The sequence below is a fragment of the Lysobacter enzymogenes genome (assembly GCF_017355525.1).
GTDB lineage: Bacteria > Pseudomonadota > Gammaproteobacteria > Xanthomonadales > Xanthomonadaceae > Lysobacter > Lysobacter enzymogenes_C.
In genome coordinates this window covers 1,985,492-2,010,433 of sequence record NZ_CP067395.1, presented here as the reverse complement: position 1 = coordinate 2,010,433, position 24,942 = coordinate 1,985,492, and the positions used below count along the sequence as shown (strand labels likewise).

Here is a 24,942-nt window from a genome sequence, read left to right as displayed (position 1 = left end):
GCCGATCGCGGCGCTCCCCCAAGAACGTCATCCCCGCGCAGGCGGGGATCCAGAGGCTTCAGAGCCCTGTCGCGGTGAAGCCCTGGATCCCCGCCTTCGCGGGGATGACGGTAGGCGAGTGGCGATGCGGCCGGGGTTCTGCCCGGTCGCACGCGCGACACACCGATGCCGAATGCATGCTCCCCAATCCCGAATCCCGAATCCCGAATCCCCAAAAAACAAAGGCCCGGGGAAATCCCCGGGCCTTCGTCGATGCATCGGCTTCGGCGCGATTACCGCGCCGCCGCGATCACCAGATGATCACCTGCTTGTCGCCCTCGCGCACCATCGGCTGGCCCGGCTTGCACGAGAACGCGGCCGCGAAGCTCGGCAGGTTCGACGGCGCGCCGATCGCGCGGAAGTTGGCCAGCGCGTGCTCGTCGGTCTGCAGGCGCATCTTCTCCTCGTCCGGGGTGAAGTTGCGGCGCCACACCGTCGCCCAGTTGAGGAAGAAGCGCTGGTCGCGGGTCAGGCCGTCGGTCTTCGGGTCCGGGGTCTCGCCCGCGGCCTTCTTCATCGCGTCGTACGCGGTGGCCAGGCCGCCGAGGTCGGCGATGTTCTCGCCGAGGGTGTGGGTGCCGTTGACCTTCTGCCCGCCGGTCGCGGTGTAGCCGTCGAACTGCTTGATCAACTTGCCGGTCAGGGCCGAGAACGCCTTGGCGTCGGACGGCGCCCACCACACTTCCATGTTGCCGGTCGGGCCGAAGCGCGAACCCTGGTCGTCGTAGCCGTGGGTCATTTCATGGCCGATCACCGCGCCGATGCCGCCGTAGTTGGCGGCGTCGTCGGCCTTCGGGTCGAAGAACGGCGGCTGCAGGATCGCGGCCGGGAACACGATCTCGTTCTGCAGCGGGTTGTAGTAGGCGTTGACGGTCTGCGGGCTCATGCCCCACTCGGTCTTGTCGACCGGCTTGCCGACCTTGCTGAGGTTCCACTTGTAGTTGAACTCGTTGGCCGCCTTGACGTTGGCGTAGTAGCTGTCGCGGCTGGTCTTCAGGCCGCTCCAGTCGCGCCACTTGTCCGGGTAGCCGATCTTCGGGGTGAAGCTGGCCCACTTCTCCAGCGCCTTCTTCTTGGTGTCGGCGCTCATCCACGACAGGTTCTCGATGCGCGACTTCAGCGACTGGCGCAGGTTCTCCACCAGGGTCTGCATGCGCTGCTTGGACTCGGCCGGGAACGCGACCTTGACGTACAGCTGGCCCATCGCTTCGCCGGCCTGGCCTTCGACCGTGGCCAGCACGCGCTTCCAGCGGTCCTTGATTTCCTTCTGGCCGCGCAGGGTCTTGGCGTAGAAGTTGAAGTTCTCCTGCACGAACGCGTCGGACAGGAACGGCGAGGCGCCGTCGATGGCGTGGAAGCGCAGGTAGGCCTGCCAGCTGGCCGCCGGGGTGTCGGCGATCATCTTGCTGACTTCCTCGTGGAAGCCCGGCACCGCCAGCGAGAAGATCTTCGGCGTGGCCACGCCCTGCGATTCGAAGAACTTGGTCCAGGAGAAGTTCGGGGTCAGCTCGTCGGCCTTGGCCGGGCTGATCGGGTTGTAGTACAGCGAGACGTCGCGCGAGAGCTGCTCGCGGGTCTTGGAGGCCTTGGCCAGGCGGGTTTCGAACGCGATCACGTCCTTGGCCTGCTTGGCGGCATCCTCAGGCTTGGCGCCGCCGAGCTCGAGCACCTTCGCGATGTGCTGCTCGTACGCGGCCAGCTTGTCCTTGTGCTTGGCGTCGGTGTAGTACGGCGCGTCCGGCAGGCCCAGGCCGCCCTGCGAGGCGTAGGCGATGTTGTTGGCCGAATCCTTGAAGTCGGCTTCGGCGCCGAAGCCGAACAGCGGGTTGTCGCCGGTCGCGGCGGTCTCGCGCAGGTAGGCGGCGATCTTTTCCGGGCTGTCGACGGCGTCGATCTTGGCCAGGTCGGCCTTCAGCGGCTCGATGCCCTGGGCGTTGACCTTGGCCTCGTCCATGCCGGTCGCCCACAGGTCGCCGACGATCTTGGTCACGCCGGTGGCCTTGGTGTCGGCCGCGGCCTGTTCGGCGAGCTGGTGCTGCACGCCGTTGGAGCGCTCGTCGAGCATTTCGAACGCGCCCCACGAGGTGCGGTCGCCCGGGATCGGGTTGGCCGCGAGCCACTTGCCGTTGGCGTAACCGGCGAAGTCCACGCAGGCGTCCTTGCTGGTGTCCAGGTCGGCGATGGCGAAGCGGTTGACCGCCGGCAGCTTGCTCTCGTCGAGCTTGAGCTCGGCGGCGGCCTCGGCCGGCTTGGCGGCGGCCTGCTCGGCCGGCGCGCTGGCGGCGGGGGCTTCGGTTTTGCCGCCGCAGGCCGCGACGGCGGTGGCGATGGCGACGGACAGCAACAGGACTTGCGGTTTCTTGAGGGTCACAGCGGGCTCCGGCCGTAAGGCGTAGGCGTAACTAGTGCGGGAATTGTGGCCGATTTCGGGCCGGCACGGCCGGACGATAGTCCTGCGGAGCGTGCCCGCAGGGTGTCGAAGGTCATACGTGACGGTTTCGTAACCTTAAATTGCCGGGATTCGGGATTCGGGATTGGGGATGGGTGGTTCGGTGCGGCGGAGCCGGGTGGGGAACTGAACGGGCTCGGTTTATCGATTCCCGGCTCCCGATTCCCCATTCCCGGCCCCAGGTCACCAGATCACCACCTGCTTGTCCCCGTCGCGGACCATCGGCTGGCCCGGCTTGCACGAGAACGCCGCGGCGAAGGCCGGCAGGTTCGACGGCGCGCCGATCGCGCGGAAATCGCTGGGCGCGTGCGGGTTGGAGGCGACCAGCACCTTGAGCAGGTCCGGCGTGTAGCGGTCGCGCCAGCTCACCGCGAAGCTCAGGAAGAAGCGTTGGTCGCGGCTCAGGCCGTCGGTCTTGGGATCGGGCGCGTCGGCGGTGGCCAGGCGCATGGCGTCGTAGGCGGTCGCCAGGCCGCCGAGGTCGGCGATGTTCTCGCCCAAGGTCAGCTTGCCGTTGACCTTGAGCCCCGGCGCGGCTTCGTAGCCGTCGAACTGTTCGATCAGCTTCTGGCTGCGCGCGGCGAAGCCCTTGGCGTCGGCCGGCGTCCACCAGTTGGCCATGTTGCCGGCCGGATCGAAGCGCGAACCCTGGTCGTCGTAGCCGTGGATCATCTCGTGGCCGATCACCGCGCCGATGCCGCCGTAGTTGGTGGCGTCGTCGGCCTTCGGGTCGAAGAACGGCGGCTGCAGGATCGCGGCCGGGAACACCACCTCGTTCTGCAACGGGTTGTAGTAGGCGTTGACGGTCTGCGGGCTCATGCCCCATTCGGTCTTGTCGACCGGCTTGCCGATCTTGCCCAGGCTCCACTTGTAGTTGAATTCGTTGGCCGCGCGCACGTTGGCGTAGTAGCTGTCGCGGCCGGTGGCCAGGCCGCTCCAATCGCGCCACTTGTCCGGGTAGCCGATCTTCGGAGTGAAGCTCGCCCACTTCTCCAGCGCTTTCTGCTTGGTTTGCGCGCTCATCCACGACAGGTTCTCGATCCGCGCCTTCAGCGCGGTGCGCAGCTGCTGCACCAGCGCCTCGGTGCGCGCCTTCGCCTCGGCCGGGAACGCGACCTTGACGTACAACTGGCCCATCGCTTCGCCGGCCTGATCCTCGATGCCGCCGAGCACGCGCTTCCAGCGCGCCTTCGGCTCCTTCTGCCCGCGCATCGCCTTGGCGTGGAATTCGAAGCTTTCCTGCACGAACGGCGCCGACAGGTACGGCGAGGCGCCGTCGACCGTGTGGTAGCGCAGGTAGGCGCGCCAGGTCTCCAGCGGCGTGTCGGCGATCATCTTGCTGACTTCCTGGTGGAAGCCCGGCATCGACAGCGAGAACATCTTAGGCGTCGCCACGCCCTGCGATTCGAAGAACTTGGTCCAGGAGAAATTCGGGGTCAGCTCGTCGGCCTTGGCCGGGCTGGTCGGGTTGTAGTACAGGGCGACGTCGCGCGAGAGCTGCTCGCTCGACAGCGAGACCTGGGCCAGCCGGGTTTCGAACGCGATCACCGCGTCGGCCTGCTTCTTCGCCGCGGCGGCGTCGGCGCCGGCGAGCTCCAGCACCTTGCCGATGTGGGCGCGGTAGGCCTCGAGCTTGTCGCGCTTGTCGGCGTCGAAGTAGTAGCCGCGGTCGGGCAGGCTGAGGCCGCCCTGGGTGGCGTAGCCGAGGTTCTGCGAGGAATTCTTGAAGTCGGCTTCGGCGGAGAAATCGAACAGCACGTTGCGGCCGTGCGCGGCGCTGTCGCGCAGGTAGCCGCCGAGCTGCTCGGGCGAGGTCACCGCGTCGATCGCGGCCAGTTCGTCCTTGAGCGGGGCGATGCCCTGGGCCTCGATCTTGGCCTCGTCCATGCCGCTGGCCCACAGGTCGCCGACGAGTTTTTCCACGCCCGCGGCCTTGGCGTCGCCGGCGGCCTGTTCGGCGAGCTGGCGCTGGATCGCCAGCGAGCGTTCGGCCAGCACGTCCGACACGCCCCACGACGAACGGTCGCCCGGGATCGGGTTGGCCGCGAACCACTTGCTGTTGGCGTACTCGCCGAGGTTGTCGCAGGCGCTCTTGGCCGGGTCGACGTCGCTGGCGGCGAAGCGCACCGGCTGCGGCAGCTTGGACTCGTCCAGGGTCAGCGCGGCGGCCGCGGCCGGCGCCGGCGCGGCCGGCGATGCGGCCGGGGCGGCGGACTCGGGCTTGGCGCAGGCGGCCACGGCGGCGGCGATGGCCAGCGGCAACAGCAGGTGGCGGGGGCGGAGGGGCATCGCAGAAACTCCCAGGCAACGTGGCACGGGCGCGGCGGGCGCGCGGAATCCGGCGATGATGGACCCCGCGGCGGCCGCGGGAGGGTGTCTTCAGTCACGTGGGGTGGCGGCCGGCTTTGCCTTTGCGGTGGTTTTGCGCGGCCGCCGCCAGGCCTGCGGCGGCCGGTTTTTGCGGGTCGGGCTTCTTTCGTTCGGGTCGCCGCGCTCGGCGACAACCGCGCCGGCGCCCGAGCCTCTCCGGCAAAAGCTGAAGCCGCGCCCACGAGCACCCGAACCGCGCGCGGGCCGGCGAAACCGGCGTGGTAGTTTCAGCGCACATCGCGGCCCCCGCCGCGCCAAGGAGCCGAACCCGATGCGAGTGCATTTCCACGGCGCGGCCGGCGAGGTCACCGGCTCGCTGCACGAAGTCGAAGCCGCCGGCCATCGCCTGCTGCTCGACTGCGGCATGATCCAGGGCAGCCCCGAGGCCGAGCGCCGCAATGCCGATCCGTTCGGCTTCGACGCCGCCGCGCTCGACGCGCTGGTGATCAGCCACGCCCACATCGACCACATCGGCCGCGTGCCCTTGCTGCTCAAGCGCGGCTTCCGCGGCGAGATCCACGCCCAGGAAGCCACCGCCGACCTGATGCGGATCATGCTGCTGGACTCGGCCTCCATCGCCGAAGGCGAGGCCGAGCGCGGCAACCGCAAGCGCCGCGCCGGCGAGCCGGAGCTGCTGCCGCTGTACACCCGCGAAGACGTCGAGGCGGCGATGCGCCGGGTGCGCCCGCTGCGTTACGACACCGACGCCGAAATCCTGCCCGGCGTGCGCCTGACCTTCCGCGAAGCCGGCCACATCCTGGGTTCGTCGGTGGTCGAGCTGCGCGCCGAAGGCCGCACCCTGGTGTTCTCCGGCGACCTCGGCCCGAAGGGCACGCCGATCCTGCGCGATCCCGAACCCATCGCCGCCGCCGACTTGGTGCTGATGGAATCGACCTACGGCGACCGCCTGCACAAGGACCGCAGCGAGACCATCCTCGAACTCGGCCGCATCCTCGAAGCGGCCTGGAACGACGGCGGCAACGTGCTGATTCCCGCGTTCGCGGTCGGCCGCAGCCAAGAGCTGCTGTACTGGTTCGCCAAGTACTGGGACGAGTGGAAGCTGTCGCGCTGGAAGATCTTCCTCGACAGCCCGATGGCGGCCAAGGTGGTCGCCGTCTACGACCGCCACACCGATCTGTTCGACGAAGACGCGGTCGCGGTGTGGAAGGAGAAACCCAATCCCTTCCATCTGCCGAACCTGCATCTGACCGAATCGGCGCAGGACTCGATGGCGATCAACGCGATCGAACGCGGCGCGATCGTCATCGCCGGCTCCGGCATGGCCAACGCCGGCCGCATCCTGCACCACTTCCGCCAGAACCTCGACAAGCCGCAGACCCATGTGGTGTTCGTCGGCTATCAGGCCGAAGGCACGATCGGCCGGCGTCTGGTCGAGGGCGCGCAATGGGTGCGCATCCACGGCCGCGACATCCGCGCCCGCGCCCAGCGCCACACCATCGGCGGGCTGTCGGCGCACACCGACCAGCACGGCCTGATCGAGTGGTACGGCACTATCGCCGGACATCCGCCGCTGGCGCTGGTGCACGGCGAGGACAAGGCGCGCGAGGCGCTGGCGGGCGAGATCGGCGAGCGTTTCGGCACCCAGGCGGTGCTGGCGCGGCCGGGACTGACTTTGGAGGTTTGAAGTGAGCGATATTCCGATGCACGCCGTACAGCCGAACGAAACCGATCCGAAAGAACGCGTCGGCGCCGCCTTCGACGCGAACGCGATGCAACGCGCGCGCGAACTGACCTGGCAGGCGGTCGAGCGCATCCGCGCGCAGATCGCGCCGGGCATGCGCGAATCGCAGGCGCGCGAGCTAGGCCAGCGCATCCTGGTCGAACTCGGCATGGGCCGGATCTGGCATCCGCTGCTGATCCGTTTCGGCGCCAACACCCTCAAGACCTTCCGCGAGCGCTCCGACGGCGATCCGGAACTGCGCGCGGACGACATCTACTTCATCGACATGGGCGTGGTCTGGGACGGCCACGAAGGCGACAGCGGCGACACCTTCGTCGTCGGCGACGACGCCGACATGCACGCCTGCGCGGCCGCCGCGCGCACTTTGTTCGACGAGGTGCGCGAGCGTTGGCGCGAAGGCGCCAGCGGGCCGGCGCTGTACCGCTACGCGCAGGAACGCGCCGAGGCGATGGGCTGGCGGCTGAATCTCGACATCCAGGGCCACCGCGTCAGCGATTTCCCGCATGCGGTGTACCGCGCCGGCGACCTCGGCGAGTTCGAGGGCACGCCGGCCGCGGGGTTGTGGATCCTGGAAATTCAGATCGCGCATCCGCACCGGCCGTTCGGGGCGTTTTACGAGGATTTGCTGGTCTAGCGCCAGCGGCGGCGCAAGCGCACGCAGGGAGGGACGATGGGCGAACGGACCTGGAAGATCGCCGCCGCCGCGGTGCTGGCGCTTGCGCCGGTGTTGCTGGGGGTGCTCGTCTGGCGCGTCGTGGCGGGGCCCAGGTGTACGCGCACCAACCACACCATGACGCGCGCGCAAGTGGACTCATTGGGCGAAAAAGTCCGCATGTACCGTTGCGATACGGGCGGCTACCCCGAGTCGCTCGAAGCGCTGACGAACGATGCTTCGCCGCTCGGCCCCTATGCGAATCGATCGGAACTCGCCGATGCTTGGGGACGGCCTGTCTATTACCGCTGGGACGCGAAGCAGGAGCGTTTCGCGGTGTTCTCGCTGGGTAGCGACGGGCTGCCCGGAGGCGATGGCCAGAGCGCCGATATCGTCTCCGGAGGCAGTCTGGCGCCGTTGAGTTCCGAGGAGTGGCGCGAGCGCGGACAGCCGGTGCAGTCGATCGATTGCAGCGCATACGCGCAGCCCGAGCCGCAGTCGTTGGTGTTGAGCCGCATGAAGGCCGAGAAGCAAGCCGAGGCTGCGAAGGGTTCGCCCACGGACCGAGGCGGCGAATCCGACGGGTAACGCGTCGAGGCAGTCGGGGGAGTGTTGCGAGACGTTGCCGACCCGGCCTTGGCGCGACGGGATGGCACTCAAGGAGGACTAGGCGATGAGAGAGCGGGTCTGGAAGATCGCCGCCGGTGTCGTACTGGCGCTGGCGATCGTGGCGCTCTTGCTGTCGATCGCGCGCCTGCTGTGGGGACGCAGTTGCACGACTCACGCCAGGGTGCGCGCGGAGGTGGCGTGGATGGGCAGCAAGATCCTGGCGTATCGCTGCGACACGGGCGTTTTCCCCGAATCGCTGCAGGCGCTGACTCGCGACGATCTGCCGCTCGGCCCGTACGCGAAGCAGGCGCAACTGAGCGACTCCTGGGGACGGCCTTTCTACTACCAGGTGAGCGAGCCACAGCAGCGGTTCGCATTCTATTCGTTGGGGTACGACGGCCTGCCCGGCGGCAAGGACCAGGACGCCGATATCGTCTACGAAGGCAGTCTGGCGCCGCTGCCTTCGCAAGAGTGGCTCGAGCGCGGGCAACCGGTGCAAGCGGTCGATTGCAGTGCGTACAAGCTCACGCAGGCGGAAGTGTCGGAGCTGACCCGACTGAATGCCGAGTGGAAAAGAGCCGAGGCTGCGAGGGCTTCGGCGGCCGATGCGAGCGGGTCCTGCCGGCGCGGTACGGGACACAAGGAACCGGCCCAGCAAGCGTCTGGCCCGGCGAAGTGACCTGCAAGTCACGACATCGAAGCGTTTCGGCACGCCCGGCCGATACCGCCTGACCCAAGCCTGCCAGCGAGCGGGCCGGATCGAACGATCCGGCCCGCCGCTTGATGCGGCTGCGAAAAAGATCAGAACCGCTGCCGGTACTTGAGGTAGAAGAACCGCCCCGGAATGTCGTACTGGTAGTCGAAGTTGTTGGCGAACGCGTTCTGCGCCAGCGGCGGTTCCTTGGCGAACAGATTGTTGACGCCGAGCGCGACGGTGGCGTTCCACGGCGCGTTGTAGCGCACTTGCAGGTCGTGATACGTGGTCGACGCGAGTTGGTTCTTCATCTTGCCCGGATCGGAGCAGTACTGCTTGAAGTCCGGCTTGCACTCCTCGGTGAGGCCGGACTTGTAGCGCAGCGCCCAGGTCGCGCCGAAATCGCCGCGGCTCCAGTCCAGCGACAGGTTGGAGCGGATCCGCCAGTACGGATCGGATTGCAGGTAGATGCCGTTGCGGTGCTCCACCGGCGACTTGGAATCCACCTGATAGTCCCAGCGCGAGGTGTAGGTGCTGTCCCAGCTGATCGCGAAGCGGCCGAAGCGGGTTTCCGGCAGACGATAGTTGAGGGTCAGGTCGTAGCCTTCGACCAGGAACTGGGCGGCGTTGATCGGCCGCAGCTGGATGTCGGTGATCAGGCCCGGGCGGCCCGGGTAGTTGGGATCGCGCTTGATCAGCTTGCAGTAGATCGCCTGCTCGGCGGCGGTGCCGCCGTAGCATTTGTCGACCACGAACTGCGCGGTCGGGGTGCTGATCGCGTTCTCGATCTTGATCTGGTACCAGTCCAGCGAAACGTCCAGGCCCGGCGCCCATTGCGGGCTGTAGACGAATCCCAGGGTCTTGTTGGTCGAGGTCTCAGCTTCCAGCTTGGAATTGCCGCCGGCGGTGAATGGCTCGGTGGTCTGCGGGTTGGGGCCGGAGCCGGGCTGGCGGAAGTTGCCCGGCACGCCGTCGGCCAGGCACTTGGCGTCGATCTGCGGATTGGAACGCTTGCCGCTGTGGGTCGAGCACGGATCGGAATAGCGCACGAAGGTATCGCCGTCGCCGCGGTACATGTCGTTGATGCTCGGCGCGCGGAAGCCTTGCGACCAGTTGCCGCGCACCATCAGGTCGTCGATGGGCTTCCAGCGGAAGCCGAACTTGCTGTTGAGGGTGTCGCCGAAGGTGCTGTAGTCGGAACGGCGGGTGGCGATGGAGAAGTCCAGCAGGCGCGCGAACGGCAGGTCCTTGAGCACCGGCACCGACAGTTCCAGGAACAGTTCGTTCAAGTTGTAGCCGCCGCGGGTCGGCTTGGAGCCGTTGCCGGTGCTCAGGCCGGCGGCGATGAACGCGTCGGGCTCGAACGAGCCGCTTTCGCTGCGGTATTCGTAGCCGGCGGCCAGCGCCAGCGGGCCGGCCGGCAGATCGAACAGCTCGCCGCTGACGTTGAAGGTGTAGCCCTTGGAGATCTGGGTGGTCGAGTCGTGCGCGGTGAATTTGGCCGCGTCGATCGCCTCCTGGCTGATCGATCCCTCCGGGCCGAGCGGATTGATCGGCACGCAGTCCTCGATGATCGCGCCGGGGCGGCCGCAACGGGCGCGGCCGTTGCCGTCGATGAACGACGGGCCGTAGGCCTTGCGCAGCTTGTCGAGGTTGTACAGGCCGTAGGTGAGGTCGTTCTGGTCGGTGCGGTCGTAGCGATAGCCCGCGTCCCAATCGAAGCGGCGCGAACCCAGGTCGAAATAGCCTTCGAAGCCGCCGTAGAAGTGATAGGTCTTGGCGTTCTGGTTGAACGAGCGCGGCCCGCCTTCGAAGAAGCGGCGGTTGACGTTGCGCAGGTCGCGCGGGTCGGCCGTGCCCTTGGTCGGGTTGTAGATGCTGTCCTTGTCCAGGGTCATGCCGGTGACCGGCATGTAGGCGAGCTGCTGCGAGGACTCGCGCTGGTTGAAGAACATCTCGCTGCGGAAGGTGATCTGCTCGGCGATGTCGAAGGTGCCCTGGGCGAACAGCGAGGTCCGCTCCTGCGGGGTCAGCAGATAGTTGAACGGCGCCGTGTTGACCCCGTGCTTGTTTTCGTCGTACGGCACGAACTGCTTGTTCGGGCCGAGCACGTACTGCTTGTTGTCGCGCGGATCGACGAAGCTGCCGGGCGCGCCGGTGGTGCTGAAGCCGGAATTGAACGGCGGCCCGCCCTTGGAGATTTCGCGGTCGCCGGCCATGACTTCTTCTTCCTTGACGTAGGCCGCGCCGATCAGCAGCGAGCCGCGCTCGCCGTTCATGCCGATGGTGAAGTCGTAGGCCTCGCGCGCGCCGTCGCCCTGGCCGAACTGGCCCAGATACGCGCCGGCTTCGGCGCCGTCGAAATTGCGCCGGGTGACGATGTTGACCACGCCGGCGATGGCGTCGGAGCCGTAGATGGTCGAGGCGCCGTCCTTGAGCACTTCGATGCGCTCGATGATCGAGGTCGGGATGCTGTTGAGATCGACGTTGCCGCCCAGACCGGTGCCCCAGCGGCGGCCGTTGACCAGCACCAGGGTGCGGCCGGAACCGAGGTTGCGCAGGCTGACCGTGGATTCGCCGTCGTTGCCGTTGTTGATCGTGGTGTTGAGGCCGGCGCCGTTGCTGGAGATGCGTTGCAGCACGTCGGCGACCGAGGTCAGGCCCTGCTTCTCGATCTCGGCGCGGTTGAGCGAGAACACCGGTTGCGAGGTGTCGAGGTCGGCGCGCTTGATGCGCGAGCCGACCACTTCGACGCGGTCGAGCGTGGTCGCCTTGGCGTCCGGCGTCGACGCTGGCGCGGTCTGCGCCATCGCCGGCGCCGCGGCCGCGGCCAGCGCGGCGGCGATGTGCATCGGCAGCGCGGCGCGCGCGCGGATGGGCTTGCGGGTGTGGTTCATGCGTCGGTGTCCCCCTCTCGTGATGGATGCTCGTTGCGGACGCCGTCTTGTTACAGCGGCGTTAAAACGAGCGCCCAAGCTAAGTCCGCGAGGGTTGCCGGCGGATACGAACCGATGGCGTCAGGATTGGGTTTGCTTGGCGTCTGGCTTGGCGCGCGGGGAAGCGAAGCGGCGCGCGCGGAACTGGGTCGCGGTGCACTGCATGCGCTGACGGAACGCGCGCGCGAAGCTGCACGGCGAATCGAAGCCGCAGGCGTGGCTGATCTCGGCGATCGACAGGCCGCTCTCGCCGAGCAGTTCGCAGGCGCGTTCCAGGCGCAGGCCCAGGCCGTAGGACTGCAGGGTCTCGCCGTAGACCTGCTTGAAGGTCTTGGACAGCCACCACGGCGAGAAGCTGGTGATTTCGGCCAGCTCCTGCATCGGCACCAGCCGGTCGGGATGGCCGCGCAGATACAGCCGCACCCGCTGCAGGCGCGAGAACACCTGGCGCTGGCGCGCGACCCGGCGGCCGGGACATTGGCGCACCCGCGCCGCCAGTTCGCGCTGGGTGTCGCGCACGCCGCCGAGCAGCCGCCGCAGCATGCGCAGGCGTTCTTCGCGCGGAGCGGCGAACGCGGCCAGATTCGCGGCGGTGGCGCATTGCCGCCACAGCTTGGCCAGGGCGTCGCGTTCGAAACGGTCGAGCGTGCCGGCGCCGGGATGCAGTTCGACCCGCCAATGGCGCTCGATCTCGCTCAGCAGTGCCGGCGCCACGCTGAAGCCGATCAGCGCGCCGTGGCGGTCGGTGTCGACGCTCGGCGCGCTGCCTGGTTCCAGCATCAGCCATTGGCCGGCGCGCAATTGCAGATGGCCTTCGCGGCTTTCCAGGTAGGAGCGGCCACGCAGTTGCAGCCAGTACGACATCGCGTGCGGTTGCGCGCGCACGCTGTCGAAGTCGCGCTGGAAATACAGGCGGAAGTCCTGCATCGGCGGATCGGCTTCGGCGTCCGCCATCGTCGCGCGCGATGCGGGGCGCGCGTCCTCGCTGATGGTTTCGAACGGATCGGCCGCGCTGCGCGGACTGGATTGATATTCGAAATGCTCGCTCGACATGCGGCTACCCCGATTGGACGCGCGGCCGCGGGCGGGCCGGCGCCGCGCGGAGCGATGCGAGAGAGCGCGACCGCGGACCCTGGCGCACGGCGCCAGCGGCCGATCGGCGCGGCCGGCTGCGATGGAGGCAGTGTCCGGCCCGCGGCGCCGGCGACGTTTCGAGCGCGTTCGAACGTTCGCGACCGCATTCACCCGGCGTACGGCTTGCGCGCGCGGCGCGCCGTCAGCGCATCATCAATCGGGCGACGGCAGCTCGATGCGCGCGCGCAGGCCGCCGCCGTCGGCATCGCCCAACACGACATCGCCGCCGTGGCCGCGGATCACGCTGCGCGCGATCGACAGGCCCAGGCCCGAACCCGGCGCGGCGCGCGCGTTGTCCAGGCGCTGGAACGGCGCGAACGCGCGCTCGCGCAGCTCCGGCGCGATGCCCGGGCCGTCGTCGTCGATGTCGATGCGCAGGCCCGCCGCGGCCGCCGCCAGCGTCACCCGCACGCGTGCGCCGTAACGGCAGCCGTTGTCGATCAGGTTGGCGAACGCGCGCCGCATCGCGATCGGCTGGCACGGCAGCTCGGCGTGGTCGGGACCGAGGTAAGCGGCCTCGTCGCCGCGGTCGCAGGCTTCGTCGCACAGGCTGATCAGCAGCGCCGCCAGATCCACGCGCTGATGCGGCTCCAGCCGCGCGTCCTCGCCGGCGAAGGCCAGGCTGCCGCTGATCATGGTTTCCATCTGGCTGATTTCCGCCAGCAGCGGGCCGCGCCGCGCCTCGTCGACGTACTCCAGGGCCAGGCGCATGCGCGTCAGCGGCGTGCGCAGGTCGTGCGAGATCGCCGCCAGCTGATGGGTGCGGTCGTCGACGAAACGCTTGAGCCGCATCTGCATCTCGTTGAACTTGCCGGCGATGGCGGCGTATTCGGGAATGGTCATGCCTTCGATCGGCGTCGGCTCGCGCTCTCGGCCGAGGCGTTCGGCGGCCTGCGCCAGCTCGGTCAGCGGGCGCAGGAAGCTGCGCGCGGTGCGCACCGACAGCACCGCGACCAGCAGCAACAGCAGCACCACCCCGGCCAGTTTGAACAGCTGCTGCAACCACAGCGGATTGGGCTTGCCGGGGCTGGCCAGCAGCCACTGCCCGTCGGGCAGTTCCAGCGCCACCGACATGCGCGGCAGCGAGGGCTCGATGCGCAGGCCTTCCAGGAACGCGGGCGCGATCCGCGGCGCGTCGTTGGCCTGCGGCCGGGTCCGCGCGACCGGCGCGGCGTAGTCGGACAGGCGCAGGTCCATGCTCGGCGCCGTGGTCAGCGCCAGCGAAGCCGGTTGCAGCGGCATCATCGCCTGCACCGGGGCCGCAGTCGGCGCGGCGCTCGGCGCCGCCACCAGCGTCGGCAGCGGTTGCGTCTGCGCCCACGGATAGGCGACCAGCGGCGCCGGCACCGACAGGGTCGGGGCGAACGCGACCGGCAACGGAAACGTCGGGCCGGCGGTCGGCGCGTCGGCGATCGACGCGTCGGTGAGGCGTTCGGCCGGAACGGTCGCGATCATCGTGCTCGACCAGTCGGCGAACGGCCGCGCCGCCACCGACAGGATCTCAGCGCGTTCGGCGCCGGGCGTGGGCACCACCACGGTCACTTGGCGCACGCCGCGCCCCGGCCCGTCGGGCAGCACGTTGATCGACACCGCATAAGCGACATCGTGGTCGGGCGTGCGCTCGGCCAGACGCGCGCGCATGGTCTCGATCAGGTCCGCCAACGGCGGCGCGCCGTCGCGGCGGGCGGTGTCGAGCAAGGCGAAGTCGAGCTTGCGCTCGCGCGCGGCGCGCTCCACCGCATCCGCCCGCTGCGCGCGCGGCCGCGCGGCGAGGTCGGCGCGCAACTGCATCGCCTGGCGCACCAGCGAGCGCTCGTCCACGGCGCGCGGGCCGGTCGAGCGCAGCGCCATGCCGATGGCGGCGTCCAGCAGCAGGGTCATGGCCATCGTCAGCAGCACCACCACGGCGATGCGCGGCGCCAGGCGGATGCGCGAGAAGCGCGGCAGCCAGCGCGGCGCCGTCACCGCGCCGCTCCCGCGCCGGCCGCGTCGACGTCGGCGGCGAAGAAATATCCCTCGTTGCGCACCGTCTTGATCAGGCGCGGCCGCTGCGGATCGGGTTCGATCTTGCGCCGCAGGCGGCTGATCTGCACGTCGATGCTGCGGTCGTACGGCGTCAGCGCGCGGCCGCGCGCCAGATCGATGAGCTGGTCGCGCGACAGGATCCGTTGCGGATGTTCGAGAAACGCCAGCAGCAGGTCGAACTCGCCGCTGGTCAGGTCGGTCAGCGCGCCGTTCGGCGAGCGCAGGCTGCGGTGGCGCGGATTGAGCACCCAGCCCATGAAGCGGAACTCGGCGCCGCTGCGCGCGTCCTCGCCGCGGCCGCTGTCGCTGCGGCGCAGCAGCGCGCGGATGCGCGCCAGCAGCTCGCGCGGATTGAACGGTTTGGCGATGTAGTCGTCGGCGCCGAGTTCCAGTCCCACCACCCGGTCGGTGTCGCTGTTGACCGAGGTCAGCAGGATGATCGGGATGTTGCTGGCCGCCGGGTGGCCGGCGGCGCGCAGCCGCCGGCACAGGGCGAAGCCGTCGTCGCCGGGCAGCATCACGTCCAGCAGCACCACGCTGACCGCGGTGGTGGCGAGGCGCTCGAACATGCGCGCGCCGTCGCTGGCTTCGACCACGCGCAAGCCGTGGTCGCCGAGGAACTGCGCGAGCATGCCGCGCAGGGTGGCGTCGTCGTCGACGATCAGGACCGTGGGCGGCGCGTTGGCGGACATGGGCGACTCCGGTCGGATCGGGGCAGGTTAATCGACGCGGACGCGCCGCGCGGTTTCTGTAACACAGTGAAACAAAGCGAAAATCCGCGGTCATCGGCCGCGCCCGCGGGTCGCCTAGCATCGCCGCTGCGAGCCCATCCACGTCGCCCCGCATGAAGCGCAGCCCCCATCGCATCGCCGCCGTTGCATCGCTGTTCAGATCGGCCGCCGGGAGTCGCCGCGTGGCCCGGGTTCGCCTTGAGACGCCGGCGCTGTCTCCTCGCCGGCGGCCGCGTCCGCGTCGCGCGTCCTTGCCCGGACCCGCGCGCGGCCCGCGCGGCGGCGGCGCGACGTCGCACGCGTCGCGCCGCCGCTCGGATTTTTCCGCGCCGCTGCGTACGCGCCGTTCGAATCGCGCACAGCGCGGGTGGGATTCATGAATGCGGCGATGCTGGCGCCGGCTTGCCCTTGGCCGCTGGCTGTCGAGCCCGACGCGGCGCCGAACCCGCGCGCGATCAGCGCCGGCGAAGCGGCGGCGACCGAGCGCATGGCCGAGGACGCGCGCCGGGTGATGGAGCCGTTCGGCAACAGCAAGCGCTGCCAGATCCTGCTGTACGCCGAACACCGTCCGGGCCTAAGCATCGGCGAACTCAGCAGCCTGCTGGCGTGCAGCGTGTCGGTGGTGTCGCAGTATGTCGCGCAGTTGGAGCGGCAAGGCTGGCTGCGGGTGACGCGCGCCGGACGCCGGCGTTTGGTGCAGGTGTCCGATCCGCAGCGGCGTCAGGCGATACGCGCGCTGCGGCTGATGGTCGCGGGATTGGCGGCGCAGGCCTGAACGCGGCGCGGCGCAAGGTTCGCGGTTACCGCGGCGCGGCCGCAACGCACGAACGGCGCGATGCGGACGGCGCGGAAGCGGCGAGCGTCCGCGCCGCTGTGCGGATCACTTGCTCTTGACGGTCTTGAGCGCGGGAACCGACGGCATCGACGCCTGCGCGCAAAGAACGGTGGGCATGACCGGCTCGAAACCTTCGCCGTACGCCGGCATCGTTTCCAACGCGACGGCGTAAGCCTCGCCCTGTTCGGGCTGGCGGGCGATCAGCGTCGGCGCGTCGGCCGGCACGGCCGTGGTCTGCGCATAGCCCGCTTCGAGCGGTTCGGCCGGGATCGCGTCGACCGGCATCGCTGCGTCGAGCCGGGCGATGGCGACGCCGTCATCGAGCGCGAGGCAATCGACCGTCAAATCCGCGGGGATCGCGCTGGCGGTGCCCGTGCGGATCGCGGCGGTGGCGGTCTTGGGAACGGTGGCGTTGGAACGCACGGTGTTGGCGCGGTTCGCGTCGGGCGCGGCCGCGACGGCGAGCGCAGGCAGTCCCAGCAGCGCGCAGGCGAGCAGGGCGGACAAGCGACAGGGCTTCATGAGCGACTCCTCTGGCGGCGGATGCCGCATCGAACGGACGTAGCTGCATGCTAGAGCCGGCCGCGCCGCGCGGGCTGAGCGCGGGTTGACCGTCGCCGCCATCGAGGGTCAAGCGAGCCTGCGTTTTGCGCATCGCGCCGGCCGCGTTCGCCCGATGCGCCGATTGGCTGACTGCGAAGAATTTACGCGCGTGCGGCCGGCGCGGTCTGGCGGCTTTACGCAGCCGCGGCGCAACCTGCGCCTGTCGTCGTTTCCATGGATTCCGCGTGAGCATCCTGATCCTGCAAGGCCGCCATCCCGCCTCCAAACCGCTGGAATCGCAGTTCCTGCTGGAACTGCGCCGGCTCGCCCAGGCGGTCGGCCGCAACCTCGAACTGCGGCCCTGCGCGAGCCTGCGCGAACTGGTCGGCAGCCTGCGTGCGGCGCGCCGCCGCCGCAGCGAGTTCGTCCTGCTCGACCCGGGCGAACTCGCCCCGCAAGCGCTGGCCCAACCCGAACCGCTGCGCCAGGCGCTCGACGGACTGCCCAGCGCCTACATCGAAGTGCACGACGACAGCGCGACCACGCTCGACGAGCGCCTGCGCGCGCACGCCGCGCCGATGGCGACGATCGTCATCAACGGCGATCTGGCGGCGAGCTATCGGATCGGGCTGGGGATCGCGCTGCGGCGTCTGGCGCGGGCGTGAGCGTTCACGTCGCCGCGCCTTCCTCGCGCTCCAGCCAGCGCTGCATCGCATGGCGAAAGCGCGCGGCCTGCCGCTGCTGACGCAGGTATTCCTGATCCAGCGCGCGATACAGCGACCACATGATCAGCGCCAGCAACAGCGCGAACGGCAGCGCCGCGACGGTGATCGCGCCCTGCAAAGCGTCCAGGCCGCCGGCCAGCAGCAGGGTCACCGCGATCAGGGCCTGGATCGCGCCCCACACCGCGCGCCGCCACAGCGGCGGGTCGGCGCGGTCCGGGCTGGACATGCTCGCCAGCACCAGGGTCGCCGAGTCGGCCGAGGTCACGAAGAAGATCGCCAGCAGCGCGATCGCCGCGACCGCCAGCGCGTGCGCCCACGGCAGGCTGTCGAGCAGCGAGAACAGCACCTGTTCGTAGCCCTGCGCCAGCGCGCCGGTCAGGTCGGCGCCGGCGAACATCTGCGCCCACAGCGCGGTGCCGCCGAAGGTCGCGAACCAGACGAAGCTCATCAGCGACGGCACCAGCACCACCCCGAACACGAACTCGCGGATGCGCCGGCCGCGCGAGATGCGGGCGATGAAGCTGCCCACGAACGGCGCCCAGGCGATCCACCACGCCCAGTAGAAGATCGTCCATTCGCCGACCCACGGGTCGCGCGAGAACGGCGCCATGCGCAGGCTCATGTTGGGCAACTGGTTGATGTAGCCGCCGAGCGTGGTGGTCAGGGTCTCGAACACGAACGCGGTCGGGCCGGCGACCAGCACGAACGCGAGCAGCAGCGCGGCCAGGGCCAGGTTGAGGTTGCTCAGCCATTTGATGCCGCGGTGCAGGCCGGTCAGGGTCGAGGCCATGTACAGCACGAACGCCACCGCGACCACGCACAACTGCAGGGCCGGCGTGACCTGCCAGCCGAACACGCGCGACAGGCCGGCGCTGATCTGGATGGTGCCGAAGCCGAGCGTGGTGGCCACGCCGATCGAGGTGGCGACCACCGCGGCGACGTCGATCAACTGCCCCGGCCAGCGCAGGTGCCAGCGGCCGATCAGCGGCTGCAGCAGGTCGCTGATCTGGCCGCGGCCGTTGCGGTTGAACTGGAACCACGCCATCGCCAATCCGACCAGGGCGTAAATCGCCCACGGGTGCAGGCCCCAGTGGAAGAACACGTAGCGCATCGACGCGCGCGCGGCCTGCATGCTCTGCGGCGTCAGGCCTTCGGGCGGATGCTGGTAGTGCGAGATCGGTTCGGCCGCGCCCCAGAACACCAGGCCGATGCCCATGCCGGCGGCGAACAGCATCGACAGCCAACTGGTGCGCGAGAACTCCGGCTCGGCGTCGTCGCCGCCGATGCGCAGGTCGGCGAAGCGGCCGAGCGAGAGATAGACCAGGAACAACAGCGCGGCGAACACCACCAGCAGATACAGCCAGCCGGCCTTGGCCACGGTGAGCGCCAGCGCGAACTGCGCGGCGGCGTTGAATTCCTGCGGGATCAGTGCGCCGGCGGCGACCAGGACGGCGAGCAGGACGATGGACAATCGGAAAACCAAAGGGCTCTCTCCATGCGGGCGCGCGAACGGGTCGCGCGCGGGGCGCCGCTGCGCGTTACGCGCTGGAGCGGACGGACACGGCCCAGGACGCCCGCGGCAGCGGACGCAGCCGGCGCAGGGCGCGGCGATAAGGAACCGACGGAGGCGCTCCGCGTCGCGTGCCATGGCCGCGACGGTGGCGGCGCAAGCGGATGCAGGGATCCGGTGCGAGATGCGGAGCCGGGCAAGTGTAGCAAACCGCGGATTTTCGGCCTTCACATCGCGAAGACCGCGCGCGGTTGCGATGTTTCGACGCACTGCGGGAGGTTCTCGGTCCCGAAGCTCGCCTCTCGGATCGCAGCGGCACGAAACGAAGGCCGCACGAAGAATCAGCGCTGCGCCGACACCAACAACAGCATCGGCCGCTCGAGTTCTTCTTCCAGTTCGGGTTGCCGTTCGATTTGCTGCGGCGTCGGCCCCCATTCGATCACCCGGGCGATGCTCAACTCCGCATCGATCAACAGGTTCAGCAAGCTGCCCAAGGTGCGATGGAGCTTGCGCACGCCGGGCGCGAGCCAGTCGGTGATGCGTTCGCCTTCGCGTTGGTAGTCGTTGAGCGGCCAGCAGCGACGGCCGTCCGGCCCTTGCGACCAGCGCGGCGACGACGGCGCCATGAAGACCGGATGCTCGATCGAGAACACGAAGCGGCCGTCGGGCACGAGCGCGGCGCGGACGTTGCCGATCAAGCCGGCGAGGTCGTCGAGGTAGTGCAGGGTCAGCGAGCTGTAGACCAGTTCGAACGACAGCGACGGCAGCCGCAGGGTTTCCAGATCGGCGTGCCGATAGAAAACCCGCTCGTAGGCCGGGTTGTCGCGCGGGTGCGCATCGGCGCGTTCGAGCATCTTGTGCGAGACGTCGAAACCGAGCACGCGCGCGGCGCCTTGTTCGGCCGCCCAGCGGCAGAACCAGCCGTAGCCGCAACCCAGGTCGGCCACGCGCGCGCCGGGCAGCGGCGGCAACAAGGCCTGCAAGGCCGGCCACTCCGGCGCGCCGGCGAGGCCGCGCTGCGAGCGCGGCAATTGCGCGTAGCCGGCGAAGAACGCCTCGTCGTCGTAGATGTTCTGGGCCATGCCGTGCGCTTCAGTGCGCCGGCGCGGCGCGGGCTTCGCGGCGCAGCGCGGCGGTTTCCCAGCCGGCGACGACGATGAAGACCGTCGTGGTCGCCGCGCCCAGCGCCAGCGCCGACAGATGCAGCGGCGCGGCGGCGAACCACAGCGCGGCCAGCATCGCCAGCCCGGCCAGATGCGACAACGGCGGCAGCGCGCGGGTGTTGGTCACCCACTTGAACATCGCGCAGCCCAGCAGGTACAGCGCCGGGCCGCCGACGATCGCGGCGACGCCGGCGGCGTCGGCGTGGGCCGGGTGCATCAGCACCAGTTCGTCGGCGACCGCGCAGACGATGATGCCGGCGACGATCAGCAGGTGCAGATAGGTGTAGGCCAGCCGCGCCTGCCGCGCCGAGTCGTTGCCGTGGACGATGCGGTGTTCGCCGCGCGCCGCGCCGCTGTCGAAGTAGATCCACCACATCGCCACGCTGCCGAGGAACGAGACCGCGAACGCCGCCACGGTGGCCGGGTTCCAGTCGAGCTTGGCGTAGGTGGCGCCGGTGACCAGGATCGATTCGCCGAGCGCGATGATGACGAACAGGCCGCAACGCTCGGACAGGTGGGCGCCATCGATGTCCCAGTCGGTCAACGACGAGCGGCCGAGTCCGGGCACGCGGAAGAACGCGACCGGGCCGGCGTATTCGATCGCGACCGCGGCCAGCCACCACCACAGCCGCGCCTGCGGCTCGGCCAGTCCGCCGAGCAGCCAGAACGCGCCGGACAGCGAAAACCACACCAGGATGCGGGCGAAGTTGCGGAAATTGCCTGGGCTGCGGCCGCCGCGCAGCGCCCACAGCATGAACAGCGTGCGTCCGACCTGGATCGCGGCGAAGGTGGCGCCGTAGGCCAGGCCGTGTTCGGCGAACGCCGACGGCAGCGACGACGACAGCAGCAGGCCGCCGAGCATCAGCGCGAAGATCATGAGCCGCACCGGCACTTTTTCCGGATCCAGCCAGTTGGTGACCCAGGACGTGGTGACCCACATGAACCACACCCCGAGGAACAGCAGGCCGGTGCGCAACGCGCCGGCGAGGTCGAGGTGTTCGAGCAGGGTGTGCGAGAGCTGGGTGACGGCGAACACGAACACCAGGTCGAAGAACAGCTCGGCGAAGCCGACCTTGGTTTGGCCTTCGCGCAGGCGCAGCAGGGTGGGGCGGGATGAGGTCATGGCGATGCGGGCGTCGGCGGGTGTGGGTGCGGATGCGGATGCGCAAACAGGTTAGCGCGGTTGTGGCGGGCCTTCAGACTCGATCGGCGCGGCCGCGCCGCATCAGCCTTTGGCCAGCCGCCACCACAGCAACCCGGCGACCGCGGCCGGAACCGCGTAAATCCCCAGGAAGATCGGAAACTCCTCGGCCACGGAATAGCCGGCCTGGGCGACGCCGATGTACATGTTGATGCCCGCGCCGACCAGCCACAGCGGCAGAAACACCTTGATCGCCAGGATCAGCGGCGCCGCGCCGGGCCCGCCGAAGCTGCGGCCGGCGAGCAGGCACAGCGCGAGCAGGACGAAGCCGCCGAGGATGATGAGGACGGTGTGCATGCGGGTTCCCCTTGCTTGAATGCGTTGTAGTCGATGCGTCGTTGCGGTGCGGTGCGGGGCATGCGCGGCGCCGAATGCCGTTGGCCGGAACCCACACGCCGACCGCGCGCCAGTCGTTTACCGTGCCCTCGCGATTCGCCCCGATCCGCGGACATCCCCCGATCCTTCGGCGCATCTTTCGGTCCCGCGCGTGCATGCGGCGTGCACGCGGTCGGTCTCGCACGCTCGCCGGGCCACACGACGAAGGCGGAGCGCAAGCGTCCGCCTTCGTCCGACCGTGCAAGCTCGCAGCTATCCGCCCGCGCGTCTGCGCGCGCAACTTCGCCTCAACGCGTCGTATAGCCGCCGTTGGCGAAAATCGTCTGTCCGGTAATCCACCAGCCGTCGGTCACCAGAAATTTCACCAGCGGCGCGATGTCCTGGATCTCGGTCAGCCCGCTCTTGGTGCGGCCGCTCAAGGCCGCCGCGGTGGCGTGATAGGCCGCCGATTCCTTGGATTCGGCCGGATAGAAGAACGGCGTATCCATCGGCCCCGGGCCGACCGCGTTGACCGAGATGCCGCGTTCGCCGAATTCCTTCGACGCGGCGCGGGTGAAGTGTTCGATCGGCGCCTTGCTGCCCGGATACACCGCGTAGAACGGCGTGTACGCGGCCAGCAGCGAGCTGACGATGGTGCAGATGTTGCCGTCGTCGGCGAGCTTTTTGCCGGCTTCCTGGATGAAGAAGAACGCGGCCTTGGAATTGACCGCGAACATAGTGTCGTACTCGGCCTCGGTCACCTCCACCAGCGGCTTCTTGATGACCATGCCGGTGGTGTTGATGGCGATGTCGAGCTTGCCGAACTTCGCCTTGGCCGCGTCGAACAGCCGGGTCACTTCGGCCGGCCGGGTCAGGTCGCCCTGGTGCGCGAACGCGTCGGCGCCGGCGGCCTGGACCGCGGCGACGGTCGCCTCGGCCGCGGCGCGGGTGGCGTCGGAGTTGTAGTGCACGGCGATGCCGGCGGCGCCGCCGGCGGCGAGTTCGCGCGAGATCAGGCCGCCGAGGTTCTTGGCGCCGCCGCCGACGACGACGTGCTTGCCTTGGAGGGAACGGTCGGGCATGGGAAAGCTCCTGCTGGGGTGGGGGAGGCGCGGCCGCGCGGCTGAACCGGCGCAGCGCCGGTCGGAAACACGCGGCCTTGACGCATTTGTGAGCGGGGTCATGTTTACATCGGCGCAGGCCCCGACCGCTTTCAACATGTCCGACGCACTGTCAATTTCTCCGCGCGACGGCGAGGCCGAGCGCGCCGAACTCAACGGCGCGGCGGCGCTCGGCGCCGCGGCCGCGCGCGGCTGGTCGGGGGCGCGCCGGATCGAACGCCGGCATCAGCTCGAACTCGGCCCGGGCCTGCAGTTCGCGTTCGCCACCGAGAACATCGCCTTGCCCACGCAATGGACGCTGGAGCAGGCGCAGCACACCCTGATCGTCCACCTCGACGGCCCGATGCGCAGGCTGGAAACCCGCATCGAAGGCGCCGGCCGCTTGCGCGCCGCGCCGGCCGCGGGCGACTGGTGGCTGATTCCGGCCGGGCGCCGCTACGTTGGGCGCGCGCTGGGCGGCGAGATCGCCTATGCCGAACTCAGCATCGACCCGGCCGGCTTCGCCGCGTTCGCGCCCGCCGCGCAGGCGGGGCTGGCGGCGCGGATGAAGCACCGCGACCCGTTCGTGCACGGCCTGGCCGCGCGCCTGGCCCACCTCAGCGAGGCCGGCGACGACCTCGCCGCGATGCTGCGCCAATCGCTGGGCCAGGCCCTGTACCTGCACCTGCTGCGCGAGCACGGCGACGGCGCGGCCGCGCCCGCGGCGCCGGCCGAGGCGCGCCTGAGCGAGCCTGCGCGCCGGCGCGTGGAGGACTACATCCAGGCGCACCTGGACCGCCGCATCACCCTGGACGAACTGGCCCGGCTCAGCGGCCTGAGCACCCACCAGCTGCTGATCGCGTTCCGCCGCGCGTTCGGCCTGACCCCGATCCAGTACGTGCTGGCGCAGCGCCTGCTGCGGGTCTGCCGGCGCCTGCGCGGCAGCGCCGACGACATCGCCACGATCGCGCTGGAGAACGGGTTTTCCAGCCACAGCCATCTGTCGGCGGTGTTCAAGAAGCGCTATGGGCTGACCCCGAAAGAGTTCCGTTCGCGCGACTGAGCGGCGGGCGTTCCGGCGCCGGCCGCGCGCTGCGCGAGCGGGGGCCGACGCTCGGGCCGCTCGCGCCGCCCCGCGCCGGGACCGCCGCGCATCGGAAAAATCGCGCCGCAGCGGACAGCCGCGGCGCGCTCCCTGCCATCGGTCATCCCCCCCAATTGCTCATTGGGCGGCGGCGTTCTGCCGATAGCATCGTGGCCACGCCGCCGCGCCGGATCCGCGCGCGGGCGGACCTTCCCGGAGACCACGATGCTGACCGTTCGCGACCTCACCAAGACCTACGCCAACGGGGTGCGCGCCCTGGACGGCATCGACCTGGACATTCCGCGCGGCATGTTCGGCCTGCTCGGCCCGAACGGCGCCGGCAAGTCCTCGCTGATGCGCACCCTGGCGACGTTGCAGGAAGCCGACGGCGGCAGCGCCGTGCTGGAAACCGACGGCCGCACGATCGACGTGCTGCGCGACAAGGACGCGGTGCGCCGGCTGCTGGGGTATCTGCCGCAGGATTTCGGCGTCTATCCCAAGGTCAGCGCGCTCGACCTGCTCGATCACTTCGCCGTGCTCAAGGGCCTGAGCGAGCGCAAGCAGCGGCGCGAGACGGTCGAAGGGCTGCTGCATCAGGTCAACCTGTGGAACGTGCGCAAGCAAAAGCTCGGCGGCTTCTCCGGCGGCATGCGCCAGCGCTTCGGCATCGCCCAAGCGCTGCTCGGCGATCCGCGCCTGGTGATCGTCGACGAGCCCACCGCCGGCCTGGATCCGGAAGAACGCAACCGCTTCCTCAACCTGCTGGCCGAGATCGGCGAGAACGTCGCGGTGATCCTGTCGACCCATATCGTCGAGGACGTCACCGACCTGTGCCCGCGCATGGCCATCGTCAACAAAGGGCGGGTGCTGCTCAGCGGCGAGCCGAACGCGGCGATCGCCGCGCTGGCCGGGCAGGTGTGGCGCCGGCAGGTGGCCAAGGCCGAACTCGCCAGCTACGAAACCCGCTTCACCGTGCTGTCCACGCGCCTGGTCGGCGGCCAGCCGGTGATCCACGTGTTCAGCGCCGACGCGCCGGAGCCGGGCTTCGAGCGGGTCGAGCCGGGCCTGGAAGACGTGTACTTCCAGAACCTGCGCCAGCAGGCCCGGGCCGCGGCGTAAGGAGCC

Annotated in this window: 20 protein-coding genes; 8 read left to right on the top strand and 12 right to left on the bottom strand. The window is 69.6% G+C overall.

What is annotated here, in order from left to right:
- Window positions 1-289: 289 nt before the first annotated feature.
- Window positions 290-2,410: a M13 family metallopeptidase gene (locus JHW38_RS08320; protein ID WP_428995292.1), complete on the bottom strand. Its 2,121-nt coding sequence runs from the start codon at window positions 2,408-2,410 to the stop codon at window positions 290-292.
- A gap of 261 nt (window positions 2,411-2,671) precedes the next feature.
- On the bottom strand, window positions 2,672-4,756 hold the full coding sequence (locus JHW38_RS08315; protein ID WP_207526297.1) for a M13 family metallopeptidase: 2,085 nt from the start codon (window positions 4,754-4,756) through the stop codon (window positions 2,672-2,674).
- Between the two features lie 373 nt (window positions 4,757-5,129).
- Here JHW38_RS08315 and JHW38_RS08310 point away from each other — a divergent pair, with 373 nt between their 5' ends.
- The 4 genes from JHW38_RS08310 (at window position 5,130) to JHW38_RS08295 (ending at window position 8,500) form a co-directional block, all read left to right on the top strand.
- Window positions 5,130-6,503 carry an MBL fold metallo-hydrolase gene (locus JHW38_RS08310; RefSeq protein WP_207525493.1) on the top strand — a complete coding sequence of 458 codons (1,374 nt, stop codon included), beginning with the start codon at window positions 5,130-5,132 and terminating at the stop codon, window positions 6,501-6,503.
- Window position 6,504: 1 nt separating this feature from the next.
- Window positions 6,505-7,194, top strand: a complete 690-nt coding sequence (locus JHW38_RS08305) for a M24 family metallopeptidase (RefSeq protein ID WP_242691264.1) — start codon at window positions 6,505-6,507, stop codon at window positions 7,192-7,194.
- Window positions 7,195-7,230: 36 nt separating this feature from the next.
- Window positions 7,231-7,800 (top strand): type II secretion system protein GspG, encoded by a 570-nt coding sequence (locus JHW38_RS08300; protein ID WP_207525492.1) that lies wholly within the window; start codon window positions 7,231-7,233, stop codon window positions 7,798-7,800.
- 85 nt (window positions 7,801-7,885) lie between these two features.
- Complete coding sequence (locus JHW38_RS08295; RefSeq protein WP_207525491.1) at window positions 7,886-8,500, top strand: type II secretion system protein GspG; 615 nt, start codon at window positions 7,886-7,888, stop codon at window positions 8,498-8,500.
- Between the two features lie 122 nt (window positions 8,501-8,622).
- Here JHW38_RS08295 and JHW38_RS08290 read toward each other — a convergent pair whose 3' ends face one another.
- The 4 genes from JHW38_RS08290 to JHW38_RS08275 all read right to left on the bottom strand — a co-directional run bounded on the left by JHW38_RS08290 (window position 8,623) and on the right by JHW38_RS08275 (window position 15,302).
- The gene (locus tag JHW38_RS08290) at window positions 8,623-11,412 is read right to left on the bottom strand and encodes a TonB-dependent receptor (RefSeq protein ID WP_428995291.1); all 2,790 of its coding nucleotides are present in this window, start codon (window positions 11,410-11,412) and stop codon (window positions 8,623-8,625) included.
- A gap of 120 nt (window positions 11,413-11,532) precedes the next feature.
- On the bottom strand, window positions 11,533-12,504 hold the full coding sequence (locus tag JHW38_RS08285) for a helix-turn-helix domain-containing protein (RefSeq protein WP_207525490.1): 972 nt from the start codon (window positions 12,502-12,504) through the stop codon (window positions 11,533-11,535).
- 234 nt (window positions 12,505-12,738) lie between these two features.
- Window positions 12,739-14,550, bottom strand: a complete 1,812-nt coding sequence (locus JHW38_RS08280; RefSeq protein WP_207525489.1) for an ATP-binding protein — start codon at window positions 14,548-14,550, stop codon at window positions 12,739-12,741.
- Entirely contained in the window at window positions 14,547-15,302 is a 756-nt protein-coding gene (locus JHW38_RS08275; protein ID WP_207525488.1) for a response regulator, read from the bottom strand. Before JHW38_RS08275 ends, JHW38_RS08280 begins: the two co-directional genes overlap by 4 nt.
- Before the next feature lie 415 nt (window positions 15,303-15,717).
- Here JHW38_RS08275 and JHW38_RS08270 point away from each other — a divergent pair, with 415 nt between their 5' ends.
- Complete coding sequence (locus JHW38_RS08270; RefSeq protein WP_207525487.1) at window positions 15,718-16,116, top strand: helix-turn-helix domain-containing protein; 399 nt, start codon at window positions 15,718-15,720, stop codon at window positions 16,114-16,116.
- 105 nt (window positions 16,117-16,221) lie between these two features.
- On the opposite strand, the gene JHW38_RS08265 is transcribed toward JHW38_RS08270, so the two are convergent.
- Window positions 16,222-16,800, bottom strand: coding sequence for a hypothetical protein (locus JHW38_RS08265; RefSeq protein ID WP_207525486.1), 579 nt, complete (start codon window positions 16,798-16,800; stop codon window positions 16,222-16,224).
- Between the two features lie 164 nt (window positions 16,801-16,964).
- Between JHW38_RS08265 and JHW38_RS08260 the strand changes: the two genes are divergently transcribed.
- The gene (locus tag JHW38_RS08260) at window positions 16,965-17,384 is read left to right on the top strand and encodes a hypothetical protein (RefSeq protein WP_207525485.1); all 420 of its coding nucleotides are present in this window, start codon (window positions 16,965-16,967) and stop codon (window positions 17,382-17,384) included.
- A 4-nt stretch (window positions 17,385-17,388) separates the two neighbouring features.
- Here the strand turns inward: JHW38_RS08260 and JHW38_RS08255 are convergent, their stop codons facing one another.
- From JHW38_RS08255 to JHW38_RS08235, 5 genes are all read right to left on the bottom strand, one after another.
- Complete coding sequence (locus JHW38_RS08255) at window positions 17,389-18,927, bottom strand: BCCT family transporter (protein WP_207525484.1); 1,539 nt, start codon at window positions 18,925-18,927, stop codon at window positions 17,389-17,391.
- Window positions 18,928-19,295: 368 nt separating this feature from the next.
- Window positions 19,296-20,036 (bottom strand): class I SAM-dependent methyltransferase, encoded by a 741-nt coding sequence (locus JHW38_RS08250; protein WP_207525483.1) that lies wholly within the window; start codon window positions 20,034-20,036, stop codon window positions 19,296-19,298.
- Window positions 20,037-20,046: 10 nt separating this feature from the next.
- The gene (locus tag JHW38_RS08245) at window positions 20,047-21,240 is read right to left on the bottom strand and encodes a low temperature requirement protein A (protein WP_207525482.1); all 1,194 of its coding nucleotides are present in this window, start codon (window positions 21,238-21,240) and stop codon (window positions 20,047-20,049) included.
- A 102-nt stretch (window positions 21,241-21,342) separates the two neighbouring features.
- Complete coding sequence (locus JHW38_RS08240; RefSeq protein ID WP_207525481.1) at window positions 21,343-21,615, bottom strand: hypothetical protein; 273 nt, start codon at window positions 21,613-21,615, stop codon at window positions 21,343-21,345.
- Between the two features lie 326 nt (window positions 21,616-21,941).
- Window positions 21,942-22,715: an SDR family oxidoreductase gene (locus JHW38_RS08235; protein ID WP_207525480.1), complete on the bottom strand. Its 774-nt coding sequence runs from the start codon at window positions 22,713-22,715 to the stop codon at window positions 21,942-21,944.
- 136 nt (window positions 22,716-22,851) lie between these two features.
- Here JHW38_RS08235 and JHW38_RS08230 point away from each other — a divergent pair, with 136 nt between their 5' ends.
- On the top strand, window positions 22,852-23,796 hold the full coding sequence (locus JHW38_RS08230) for a helix-turn-helix domain-containing protein (protein ID WP_207525479.1): 945 nt from the start codon (window positions 22,852-22,854) through the stop codon (window positions 23,794-23,796).
- 246 nt (window positions 23,797-24,042) lie between these two features.
- Window positions 24,043-24,936 (top strand): ABC transporter ATP-binding protein, encoded by an 894-nt coding sequence (locus JHW38_RS08225; protein WP_207525478.1) that lies wholly within the window; start codon window positions 24,043-24,045, stop codon window positions 24,934-24,936.
- Window positions 24,937-24,942: the final 6 nt, after the last annotated feature.